Origin of the sequence: Macrococcus epidermidis (assembly GCF_003259695.1) — a bacterium.
Taxonomy (GTDB): Bacteria; Bacillota; Bacilli; order Staphylococcales; family Staphylococcaceae; genus Macrococcoides; species Macrococcoides epidermidis.
In genome coordinates this window covers 82036-93458 of the sequence record NZ_PZJH01000007.1, presented here as the reverse complement: position 1 = coordinate 93458, position 11423 = coordinate 82036, and the positions used below count along the sequence as shown (strand labels likewise).

11 protein-coding genes and 1 other RNA gene are annotated in these 11423 nt (G+C 34.8%); 5 read left to right on the top strand and 7 right to left on the bottom strand.

What is annotated here, in order from left to right; genetic code table 11:
* Positions 1 to 305: 305 nt before the first annotated feature.
* Positions 306 to 1157, bottom strand: a complete 852-nt coding sequence (locus tag BHU61_RS11580) for a patatin-like phospholipase family protein (protein WP_111717017.1) — start codon at positions 1155 to 1157, stop codon at positions 306 to 308.
* 129 nt (positions 1158 to 1286) lie between these two features.
* On the opposite strand from BHU61_RS11580, the gene BHU61_RS11575 reads away from it, so the two are divergent.
* From BHU61_RS11575 to phnE (BHU61_RS11555), 5 genes are all read left to right on the top strand, one after another.
* Positions 1287 to 2174, top strand: coding sequence for a phosphate/phosphite/phosphonate ABC transporter substrate-binding protein (locus BHU61_RS11575; RefSeq protein WP_111717015.1), 888 nt, complete (start codon positions 1287 to 1289; stop codon positions 2172 to 2174).
* 137 nt (positions 2175 to 2311) lie between these two features.
* Positions 2312 to 3241, top strand: coding sequence for a phosphate/phosphite/phosphonate ABC transporter substrate-binding protein (locus BHU61_RS11570; protein WP_111717013.1), 930 nt, complete (start codon positions 2312 to 2314; stop codon positions 3239 to 3241).
* Between the two features lie 78 nt (positions 3242 to 3319).
* Positions 3320 to 4093 (top strand): phosphonate ABC transporter ATP-binding protein, encoded by a 774-nt coding sequence (gene phnC / locus BHU61_RS11565; RefSeq protein WP_111717012.1) that lies wholly within the window; start codon positions 3320 to 3322, stop codon positions 4091 to 4093.
* Positions 4093 to 4872, top strand: a complete 780-nt coding sequence (gene phnE, locus BHU61_RS11560) for a phosphonate ABC transporter, permease protein PhnE (RefSeq protein WP_111717010.1) — start codon at positions 4093 to 4095, stop codon at positions 4870 to 4872. Before phnC ends, phnE (BHU61_RS11560) begins: the two co-directional genes overlap by 1 nt.
* Complete coding sequence (phnE, locus tag BHU61_RS11555; RefSeq protein WP_111717008.1) at positions 4869 to 5675, top strand: phosphonate ABC transporter, permease protein PhnE; 807 nt, start codon at positions 4869 to 4871, stop codon at positions 5673 to 5675. The genes phnE (BHU61_RS11560) and phnE (BHU61_RS11555) overlap by 4 nt, the downstream gene beginning before the upstream one ends.
* A gap of 74 nt (positions 5676 to 5749) precedes the next feature.
* On the opposite strand, the gene recR is transcribed toward phnE (BHU61_RS11555), so the two are convergent.
* The 6 genes from recR to treR all read right to left on the bottom strand — a co-directional run bounded on the left by recR (position 5750) and on the right by treR (position 11408).
* Positions 5750 to 6346: a recombination mediator RecR gene (gene recR, locus BHU61_RS11550; protein ID WP_096077803.1), complete on the bottom strand. Its 597-nt coding sequence runs from the start codon at positions 6344 to 6346 to the stop codon at positions 5750 to 5752.
* Between the two features lies 1 nt (position 6347).
* The gene (locus BHU61_RS11545; RefSeq protein ID WP_096077802.1) at positions 6348 to 6668 is read right to left on the bottom strand and encodes a YbaB/EbfC family nucleoid-associated protein; all 321 of its coding nucleotides are present in this window, start codon (positions 6666 to 6668) and stop codon (positions 6348 to 6350) included.
* A gap of 18 nt (positions 6669 to 6686) precedes the next feature.
* The gene (gene dnaX, locus BHU61_RS11540) at positions 6687 to 8348 is read right to left on the bottom strand and encodes a DNA polymerase III subunit gamma/tau (protein WP_111717006.1); all 1662 of its coding nucleotides are present in this window, start codon (positions 8346 to 8348) and stop codon (positions 6687 to 6689) included.
* A gap of 118 nt (positions 8349 to 8466) precedes the next feature.
* Entirely contained in the window at positions 8467 to 10176 is a 1710-nt protein-coding gene (locus tag BHU61_RS11535) for an immunoglobulin-like domain-containing protein (protein WP_170122550.1), read from the bottom strand.
* Between the two features lie 181 nt (positions 10177 to 10357).
* Positions 10358 to 10623, bottom strand: an RNA gene (gene ffs, locus BHU61_RS11530) — signal recognition particle sRNA large type.
* A 47-nt stretch (positions 10624 to 10670) separates the two neighbouring features.
* The gene (treR, locus tag BHU61_RS11525) at positions 10671 to 11408 is read right to left on the bottom strand and encodes a trehalose operon repressor (protein WP_111717003.1); all 738 of its coding nucleotides are present in this window, start codon (positions 11406 to 11408) and stop codon (positions 10671 to 10673) included.
* Positions 11409 to 11423: the final 15 nt, after the last annotated feature.

The window sequence follows — 11423 nt, the reverse complement described above, 5'->3', positions numbered from 1 at the left end:
CTTTGATTGCTTATGGCAATCACTCTTGGGAGTGAACTAAGTTCACTCAAATTATTGGAATTAACGTTGACATATTGTCATTCAGTTTTCAATGTTCATTGTGTTTGTCTTTCTGTCTCACAAGATTTAATTATACTCTCTTGTGTTTTGAAAGTCAACAACTTTTTTAAAAAAGTTTTTTTGTTGTCTTTCGAAGTGCTTGCCCCGTATGAGTTATCTCTACCGGACAAGATATAACTATACAGGGTTTCAAACACTATAACAAGCATAAAAATTACACTTTTGCTGCTTTTTTTAAACTTTTTTTAATTTTCTTTTGTATTAAGCCATTCTTTTATCTTCGGCAGTTGTTCTAAAGCATCTTGATAACCTAAATCATACATTGCTGAAAGCTTATCTCGATTCTTTTCCATACGATCAACTTTTAAATCTTTAGATGGACGAATTACAATTGCATGACCATTCTTTTCCTGGTTATCGACATATTGCAGTGTTTCATTATAAACTGCAGGACGTTTTTGCATCGCCTCATCTACTTTCTTATAACCTTTCACTTTAAAGTATTTAGAAAGTCGACTCGAACGTTTTATATATCCTTTCGGTCTCGTAAGTACAACAACATTATTGATCATGCCATCACGTTGTGCTTTTCTTAAAGGTATCGGGTCTGTAACACCACCATCCAGTAGCTTCTTACCATCGTATTCTACAATGGGTGCCATTAGCGGTAATGAACTTGATGCACGCAGAATCGTCATTAAGTCTTTCTTTAAATATGCTTTATTAAAGTATTCCGTTTCTCCTGTTTCACAGTTTGTGCACGCAATGACATATTCGCCTTTATATTGAAGAAAGTCTTCCATATTAAACGGCACATGCTCTCTCGGGATTTCATCAAAGATAAAATCCATTCCAAACATCTCTTTATTCTTTATATAGTTAGAAAAAGATAAGTAACGTTTATCATCTAAAAACTCTAAAGATACTTTCTTATTTCTTCCTTTCTGTTTAGAAAGATAAGATGCTGCCATGTTTCCCCCAGCTGAAACACCGATTACATAATTAAAATGAATATCATGTTCTAAAAAACAGTCTAATACTCCTGCAGTATATATCCCTCTCATACCGCCGCCTTCTAATACTAATCCAGTTGTCATTTTATTCACCTCATTATATTTAATAATTATAACAGGCTATATAGAAAATTTCTTATTGTAGAAGCAACAATTTTCTAATACATTAAAATAGCAATAAAAATATATCAATTAAACTCGAGGAGCAAATCAATGAAAAAATATTTATTATTACCGTTACTTATTTTAGTCCTATTTGGATGTAGTAACAACGAAACGCAAGAAACCTATCACCCAAAAACATTAAAGGTTCAGTTTGTACCTTCTCAAAATGCCGAAACTTTGGAAGCAAAAGCAAAGCCGTTAGGTAAACTACTATCTAAAGAACTGAATATGCCTGTAAAAGTATCGATCGCCACAAGCTATAATACTATAGTAGAAGCAATGCGTTCTAAACAAGCTGATGTTGCTTTCTTACCACCTACTGCATATGTTATGGCTCACGACCAGGGCGCTGCAGATGTGATTCTAAAATCACTCCACGAAACTGAAGTAAATGGTAAAAAATCAGTTACAGACTATTACAGAGGGCAATTTGTTGTTAATCGTGATAGTAAAATCAAGAATATTGAAGATATCAAAAATAAACGCATCGCATTACAGGAATCTACTTCAACATCAGGTTATCTTTATCCAGTTGGATTATTACAAGATAAAGGCATAGATATCGAAAAAGATTTAAAAACAGTGATGGTAAAAGGTCATGATAAAGCAATTACTGCACTTATCAATAACGAAGTGGATGTCGCAGCAACTTTCCAGGATGCGCGTGATTATTTAGAGAAAGACTATCCTCGTGTTAAAAAAGAAACACGTATCATTGCTGTAACGAAAAAAATTCCAAATGATACGATATCAGTGCAAGCTGATTTAGATAAAAAATTAAAAGAAGATATTAAAGGTGCATTTATCAAACTTTCAAAAGATAAAGCATCTAAAAAAATTATTAAAGAAATATATTCTCATGATGGATATGCACCAACGAATGATAAGTCGTACGACACAATTCGAAAATATGTTAAGGCACAAAGTAAGGAATAATATTTATGTATGTAAAAAATATATGTTTTGTTAATTTAGTGTAAATGGATTAACAAAAACTTAACTGTTCTCTTTTCTCATTTTTGCTAATATTAGTACTGTAGTTAAAAACAAAATTTCAAAGGAGCTTTAAAACTATGTTCACAAACACATTAAAGACAGCTGTTCCTGTAATTTTAGTAGCAACAGTACTAGGTGCATGTGGTGGAGAAAAGACAGCTGAGAATAGCAAAGAAGCGAGTAAAGGTTACACACCTGAAAAATTAACAGTTCAGTTCGTTCCTTCTCAAAATGCTGAAACATTAGAAGCAAAAGCAAAACCTTTAGAAAAATTACTTAAAAAAGAAATTGGTATTCCAGTAGAAGTTTCAGTTTCTACTAACTACAACACAATCGTTGAAGCAATGAAGTCAAAAAAAGTCGATGTTGGCTTCTTACCTCCAACAGCTTATGTATTAGCACATGATCAAAAAGCAGCGGAGGTATTATTACAAGCACAACGTTATGGTGTAAATGATGACGGTACACCGACAAAAGAATTAGTAGATTTCTACAAATCTCAATTTATCGTTAAAAAAGATTCTGATATTAAAAGCTTAAAAGATATGAAAGGCAAGAAAATTGCCATGCAGGATGTAACTTCAACAGCAGGTTACGTTTTCCCGGCAGTTGATTTAAAGAAAGAAAATATCGATCCACTAAAAGATATGGAAGTTACAACAGTTAAAGGACACGATCAAGCTGTTATCTCTTTATTAAATGATGATGTCGATGTTGCAGTAACTTTCCAGGATGCACGTAATATCGTAAAAGGTGATCAACCTAACGTATTTAAAGATACTAAAATCGTTAAGTACACAGAAAAGATCCCGAATGACACAATCTCTGCTCGCTCAGATATGACGGATGAGTGGAAGAAGAAATTAACAGATGCTTTCATCAAAATCGGTAAAGATAAAGAAGGTCAAAAAATCATTCGTGAAGTGTATTCTCATGAAGGTTATGTGAAGTCTGATGATTCTAAATTTGATATCATCCGTGAGTACGACAAAAAAGTTAAAGAATAACCCCTTCTTTAATTTGAATAATTAAATTAAGCTAAACTCAATTGATGAGTTTAGCTTTTTCTGTAAAGGAGCATTACAATGACACAAATTATTTTTAAAGGCGTCAATAAAGTTTATCCCAATGGACATGTTGGTTTGGATAACGTCAATCTAGAAATCAATAAAGGAGAATTTATTGTCATTGTCGGTCTATCTGGTGCAGGTAAGTCTACTTTATTGCGTTCGATTAATCGATTACACGAAATTTCATCAGGTGATATATCAATTGACGGTGTTTCCATCACTCAGGCAAAAGGCAATAAATTGTTAATGATGCGCAGGAATATCGGGATGATCTTTCAAAGTTTCAATTTAGTAAAACGTTCTTCTGTTATTCGTAATGTACTTAGTGGTCGTGTGGGATATCATCCAACATGGAAAATGGTGCTTGGATTATTCCCGAAGAAAGATAAACAAATTGCATTGGAAGCTTTAGATAGAGTAAATATCGTTGAAAAAGCATATAGTCGTGCAGACGAACTATCCGGTGGACAACAGCAGCGTGTCTCTATCGCACGCGCCTTAGCTCAAGAACCAAAGATTATATTAGCTGACGAACCTGTTGCATCATTAGATCCACTTACTACGAAACAAGTAATGGATGACTTAAAACGTATTAATCAAGAACTAGGCATAACTATTATCGTTAATCTGCACTTTGTAGATTTGGCAAGGGAATATGCTACACGTATTATTGGATTACGTGCAGGTAAAGTTGTGTTTGACGGACCGGTAGAACAAGCAACCGACAATGCATTTTCACATATCTATGGTAGAGACATTAAAGACGAAGAGTTGATGGGGGTTAAATAATGAAAAATCCCGATATCAAATCTACCGGTCACATAAAAGCGACATTTACAATACTATTGATATTATCATTGATTATCTGGAGCGGATGGAAGACCAACTTCAGTTTGTCCGGGCTAGCCTTAGGTGCGCCAGAAATGATGAACTTAATACGAGAAATGTTGCCACCAGATTGGAGTTACTTTAAAGAAATTGTTGATCCGATGCTGGACACTATTCGTATGGCGGTTCTTGGTACTACATTTGGATCATTACTCGCTATTCCTGTAGCACTATTATCTGCAAGTAATGTATTTAAATCAAAGTGGATTAATATACCAGTACGTTTAGTGCTCAATGTCATTCGAACAATCCCAGATTTATTACTCGCTTCGATATTCGTTGCAGTGTTTGGTATCGGCGCATTACCCGGGATATTTGCTTTAACCGTATTATCATTCGGTATTGTGGCAAAATTATTTTATGAATCTTTAGAGAATATCGATGATGGTCCGTTAGAAGCGATGACTGCTGTTGGTGCAAATAAATCAAAATGGATAACTTTCGGTGTTTTACCTCAAGCTATTGCGCCGTATCTTTCATTTGTATTATTTACATTTGAAATTAACATTCGTGCTGCAGCTGTACTCGGTTTAGTAGGCGCTGGTGGTATCGGATTATTTTATGATAAGACACTTGGCTACTTTGAATATCCAAAAGTAACAACTATTATTATTTTCACTTTGTTTATTGTTATGGTCATCGATTACGTGAGTACGAGAGTAAGGGAGCGTTTACTATGAGCAAAAACTACGATTATTTGAAACCTAAATCATCCGTACCCACTATTATTCGTACAGTTCTTATTATCATAATATTACTTACTATCTATATTTGGGCGTTTAGTGGAATGCCTAAAATTGAAATTAAAGAAAAGTCTTTTGAAATTTTATCAAATATCTGGAATGGTATTATCCACCCTGATACAGGATACATCTACATGCCCGAAGGAGAAGATTTATTACGCGGCTTATTAGAAACGTTTGCTATCGCTTTTTTAGGAACGATGATTTCTGCTGTACTATGTATTCCTCTAGCTTTTCTTTCAGCCCGAAACATTTCGAATCGATTCTTATCTGAAGTAAGTAAATTTTTCTTGAGTTTAATTCGAGTATTCCCTGAAATTATTATGGCGCTACTATTTATTAAAGCAGTGGGACCAGGTGCTTTTGCCGGTGTACTTGCCGTAGGTATACATTCTATAGGAATGCTCGGAAAGTTATTTGCTGAAGATATGGAGAATTTAGATATGGGACCATCAGAAGCTTTAATGGCAACTGGTGCCAATAAAACAAAAACTTTAATGTTTGCAGTTGTCCCTCAAATATTACCTGCTTTCTTATCATTCGTGTTGTACCGCTTCGAGATTAACTTACGAAGCGCCTCTATTTTAGGATTAATTGGTGCAGGTGGCATTGGAACTCCACTAATATTTGCACTCCAGGGACGCACATGGGATCGTGTCGGAATGATATTAATCGGTATCATCATTATGGTTATAATCGTCGATACTTTATCAAGTGCTATTCGAAAAAGACTAGTTTAAGCATTAATATTAATAGATATAAAAATAAGCATCGTCAATCAATGATTGACGATGCTTATTATTTTGAATGAACGTTATATCTCTGTTCTACCAGATATCGCTTTAGATAAAGTTACTTCATCTGCATATTCTAAATCGCCACCAACAGGTAAACCATGTGCTAAACGCGTTGTTTTAATACCAATCGGTTTAACGAGTCTTGAAATATACATTGCAGTAGACTCACCTTCAATATTTGGGTTGGTTGCCAGAATTAATTCCGTTACTTCTTCATCTTTTAAACGCGTTAAAAGTGATGGAATATTAATATCTTCCGGACCTACACCTTCCATCGGTGAAATTGCACCATGTAACACATGATACATCCCTTTATATTCGCGCATCTTTTCCATTGCAATAACATCTTTCGTCTCTTCAACAACACAAATCATAGAACGATCACGTGTTGTATCACTACAAACGTAGCAAGGATCCGTATCAGTAATATGACCACAAACTGAGCAATATGTCAGTTCGCGTTTCACGTCTACTAATGCTTTCGCAAAATTCATCACGTCATCTTCTTTCATATCTAACACATGAAAAGCAAGACGACTTGCAGTCTTCGGACCTATACCAGGCAACTTCATAAAACTATCGATAAGTTTCGATATTGGTGCAGGATAATGCATATTACATCATTCCTGGAATGTTTAATCCTTTAGTATGTTGTCCTAAACGTTGTGCAGTAACATCATCTGCTTTTGCTAATGCATCGTTTGTTGCAGCTAATACTAAGTCTTGTAACATTTCGATATCTTCTGGATCTACTACTTCTTCTTTAATGATGACATCTAGTACTTCTTTATGTCCAGAAACAACAACAGTAACCATACCACCACCTGCTGTCCCTTCAATTCTTTCTTCTTTTAACTTTTCTTGCTCTTCAGCCATTTTCTTTTGCATCTTTTGCATTTGTTTCATCATTTGTTGCATATTTCCGCCACCGCGCATATTCATTTCCTCCTAAGTTTAATCAATAATATTAATTGCATCTTCACCAAATAAATTTGCTGCTTCTGATACAATATCAACTTCTACAGGTTTCTCTTCCTGTTTTGGTTGTTTTCTATTCTCAATATAAGTATGTCGAACTTGTAGCCATTGAGAATCTGGTACTCCTACCATTTTAACTTGTTTTTTAATAATTGTGTATACTATTGCTTCAATCTGTTCTCTTTTTGCATCATCATTATTGACCATATCACAATGAATCTCTTCACCAAATTTAATAAGCACATGCGTACTACTTGCCGCGACAGGCTCTGAATGTTTCAGCAAGCTCACTAATGAACGCTGGCCTTGTGATTCAACGTGAGCAAGCAGCTCTGCCCAATTACTCTTCAAGAAGCTTAGATCCTCACGATTCGCATTATCAAGAACTGTTTCTATTTGACGCATTGAGAAAGCATTCTTGTTCTTCTTAGGCTCTTTCTTAGTTTTCTGAGGTGCTGATGCTTGGGTAGCACCTTGATTGATACGAGATTCTAAAGCATTGATACGCGCTTCAATATGACTTGTATCTACCACTGGTGTACCAGCATTGCTTTGTACACTTTGCTGAGATACAGCCGCTTCACTTTGTTTCACGAGCTCAGACAGTTTAACAATCAGTACTTCAAAATGTACGTTCGAATTGACAGAAAAACGCATCGCTACTAGCGTATCGTTAATCTTATCAATCATTTCATAAATCGTAGGTAATGCTAATGAATAAATTGCAGCATCACCTTTTTGATCTGTCGCAAATTCCACAATAACATCACGCAGAAAATAAATTAAATCATTTACCAGACGGGTAACTTCCTTACCATCCGCAAGTAATTGATGATACTGTTCAAAAGCACCTTTAACGTCATGTACAATCACTTTATCCATGAGTGACATTAAATCTTCACGACCGACACTACCCGTTACATTTAAAACATGATTTAACGTTAACTTCGCTTCACCAAATGCGATTGCCTGATCTAAAATACTTAATGCATCACGCATACCACCTTCAGCACTCGTAGCAATAAATTCAAGTGCCGCATCTTCATATTCGATACCTTCCTTGTTACAGACAAATGCTAAGTGGTCTTTAATATCAGGTAAAGCAATTGCTTTGAAATCGAATCGCTGACAACGCGAAATAATTGTAGCAGGAATTTTATGTGGTTCAGTTGTCGCAAGAATAAATATGGCATGTGCAGGTGGTTCTTCTAATGTCTTTAACAACGCATTAAAAGCACCCGTAGTAAGCATATGCACTTCATCGATAATATACACTTTATATTTGGATTCACCCGGTGCATATTTGACTTTATCACGAATATTACGAATCTCATCTACACCATTGTTACTCGCCGCATCGATTTCTATTACGTCAGAATTCGTTCCATTTGTAATCGACACACAAGTCGGACAATGATTACAAGGTTCACCCGTATCACTTTCCGTACAGTTAATCGCTTTCGCAAAAATTTTAGCGATACTCGTTTTCCCTGTACCACGTGGACCATTGAAAAGATAAGCATGAGAGATTTTATTTTTCTGAATTGCATTTTTTAAAGTTGTCGTAACATGCTTCTGCCCCACAACTTCTTCGAAAGACTGTGAACGAAACACACGATATAAAGCTTGATAACTCAAGTGAGTCCCCTCCAACAAAAATTAGTACTCTTATTATAACATTGAACGGAAAACCGTCCTATTAAAAGCATCAAAAAAAGCTTGAGGAAAAACCTCAAGCCTTGAAAACTTTAAATTATTATTTTACAACGACATAACGCGTCTTTTTAGCAGTGTTACCTTTGCTGTCTGTAGCAGAGTAGTAAAGTTTGTATTTACCTTTTTTACTTGGATTAACCTTACCTTTATATGTTACTTTAACATATTTCTTATCTACATAGTCATAAGCTTTAATACCCTTAGTATAAGAGAAGGTCTTTTTGCTGTAAGTTGTATTTTTAACACCAGAGATTACAGGTGCTGAGTCTACAACGGTTGCAGTGTTAGAAACATAGATATAGCTTCTTTCTTTACCTTTATAGTCTCTTAATTTTTCTCCATTTTTACCACGGATAGCGAATTTAACTGTGTAGCTACCAGGTTTTGAGAATGTAAACTTATTATCTTTAACAGATAATTTTGTTTTACTTCCAGCGCGTGTAACGCTCATTACTTGAATATTGAAATCTTTATTATTCATTTGAACATTACTATTTGGTTGTTCGTATAACTCAACATATACAGGTAATGTATATTTTTGACCCGCTTTAAATTGATAGCCATTGAATGAAGACATACCAGGACCATCAATTACAACTGGTGCAGGTGGTGCTTCAGGCTTTTTAATAAAGTTAATCTCAGCAGTTTGGTAGAAACTATCTTTGTTGAAAGTATATTTAGTTGTTGAAGGGTCTACAATATAACCTTCTTTTAAGTAATATGTTTTGATATCTTTTAATTGATCAGCAGTTAATTTATCCATCACTTCAGAATATTTATTTTCAAAGTTTGTTTCTTGTAATACTGTGAAGTTTGGAATTGCTGAGTCAATAACTTGTCCGTCACGTTTTAAAGTGAAAGTAACTAAAGCTTCGCTAAATTGGAAACCAGGTGTTTGTTTCAATTCAACTTTCTCAAAGTCAGCAACTTCTTTGATTGGTTTATCTGGATTTGCTAATTCAAAACCTTTAGGTAATTTTAAACCGTAGTTCGTTAAATCTCTTAAAGTATTTACTTCAATATAATCTGTATCTTTAGCAGGTGAAACTGAACCAGAAGATACTAATTTACCTGCAGATAATGGGAAGCTTGTTCTTCCATCAGCAGTAGTAAATTTAACAGTAACAGCATCTTTTAAAGGAATTTTAACTACTGTGCCCGCTTCTGAAATAGCCTTCGTTGCAGCTTTTAACTTTTCATTTTGAGCATCCACGTCAGCAGTTTTTGCTAATTTTTTTCTTAAATCTAAAGATGCACTTAATTCTTTAGTGAAGTTCGTTTGTAATTGAGTCGGTTTTAATTTAGTGTCCGCTTTCTTCTGAACTACAATCGCTTCTGCAATAGACTTATCTAAACGATCTTCTGCATTACGACGCTCTTGAACTACAATGACAGCACTTAATTTAGCATCTAAATTAGTTTTTGCTTTATTGTACTCTTCTACTTTAGAAGCTGCGTTACCAGAAACTTTTTTAGCAATACTAACTTCTGTTAATAAAGCTTTATAACTTGGATCAAACTTCATTGTTGTATCTTTTTCATACGCGGCTACAGTTTCTTCAGCGCGTTTGATAATTGTATCTAAGTCAGCTTTTGCTGCTGTTTGTTCTGCAGTTAGTGCAGGCGTAGTAGTTGTTGTACCTGTTGAAGTATTTGTCGTTGTTGTGTTAGCACTCGCTACCCCAGTTAAAATTGTTGTCGATAAAAGTACAGCTGCGATACTTGTAGAATATAACTTTGATACTTTCATTAAATTCGCCCCTTTTTCAATAATATTGATATCTACCTCATTATAATCAAATTGATACAAAATATCCATATTATTTACAAGTACTACACAATATTTACAATTTTAATCATTTTTAATGAAATAAAAAAACACGCCATATGACGTGTTCATCTATAAAAATTCTATTAATTTATAATTAAAGCCGTGCACCTTTGCTTTGAATAACAAACACAAGCGTTACCCAAGTCGACAGCTCAAAACCGGCTACCCCAGTCACATACAAAGTACCACTTAATGCTGCTTCCTTCCGGACCTGACATGATTCATGGGTTTATATTGGCTAGGACCGATCTCTCAACACTACGTATTCGGGTCAGACCTCACAACTTGTTACCCGAGGCAAAGGGATTAGGTCTTGCCTAAGCGGATTGCAAGTACAGGGAACCGCTACCTCCCCACTTAGCACGGTAATATTTATAATACTAAATCTAACTATATAATGCAACAATAAACTTCTACTTCTCTTTACCAATCGTTCTTCTCGAGAAATCTACAAACTTAAATTCACTTGCTCTATGTTTAGAAACGTTGTATTGAAATGGTGTCGCATCAGCAAGATGTACAATTGAGCGCACGACTGCTGCATACGGTGGTGTTGCTTCAACAAATAAATCTATTTCATATTCAGACATTGGTTCAAACGTAATTACTTTATTAGAATATGCAATTTTTAATCCTAAGCGACGTTCGATATAATCATAAATTGATTGTTCAGCAATTTCCTTAGAAAGTGCTGGCATCATTTCTTGAATAAAATAATCAGTATCTACGATGTTAACAAGATCATTCTTTCTTCTTGAACGAACAACTCTAAATAACTTCGTATCTTCACTAATATTTAACGCTTCCTGTACTTTCGGGTGATCTTTTGCCACAACTGTTTCAAAACTTTCCACTACAGTATGATAATCCATATTAAGTGATTGTTTTATCTCTTCGAAACTAATCAATTGTGACACCGGAAAGTTCAATGATTGATCATAAATAACAACCGATCCTTTGCCTTTGAGCTTTTGGATAAATCCATTCGTTTGTAATAAACTTAATGCTTTTCTTACTGTTTCACGTGATACGCCATACTTTTTTACAAGTAAGTTCTCAGATGGTAACTGTTCACCATGCTTGTACTCATCATTAATAATCTTTCCACTTAACTCCTGATAAATCTTTCGATACTTATTACTGTTCACCATGTCACCCCTATACTT

Bases quoted from the DNA above. Each gene is read 5' to 3' on its own strand.
- phnE (WP_111717008.1), top strand. From the start codon at position 4,869: ATGAGCAAAAACTACGATTATTTGAAACCTAAATCATCCGTACCCACT.
- BHU61_RS11580 (WP_111717017.1), bottom strand. From the start codon at position 1,157: ATGACAACTGGATTAGTATTAGAAGGCGGCGGTATGAGAGGGATATAT.
- phnC (WP_111717012.1), top strand. From the start codon at position 3,320: ATGACACAAATTATTTTTAAAGGCGTCAATAAAGTTTATCCCAATGGA.
- recR (WP_096077803.1), bottom strand. From the start codon at position 6,346: ATGCATTATCCTGCACCAATATCGAAACTTATCGATAGTTTTATGAAG.
- phnE (WP_111717010.1), top strand. From the start codon at position 4,093: ATGAAAAATCCCGATATCAAATCTACCGGTCACATAAAAGCGACATTT.
- treR (WP_111717003.1), bottom strand. From the start codon at position 11,408: ATGGTGAACAGTAATAAGTATCGAAAGATTTATCAGGAGTTAAGTGGA.
- BHU61_RS11535 (WP_170122550.1), bottom strand. From the start codon at position 10,176: ATGAAAGTATCAAAGTTATATTCTACAAGTATCGCAGCTGTACTTTTA.
- BHU61_RS11570 (WP_111717013.1), top strand. From the start codon at position 2,312: ATGTTCACAAACACATTAAAGACAGCTGTTCCTGTAATTTTAGTAGCA.
- BHU61_RS11575 (WP_111717015.1), top strand. From the start codon at position 1,287: ATGAAAAAATATTTATTATTACCGTTACTTATTTTAGTCCTATTTGGA.
- BHU61_RS11545 (WP_096077802.1), bottom strand. From the start codon at position 6,668: ATGCGCGGTGGCGGAAATATGCAACAAATGATGAAACAAATGCAAAAG.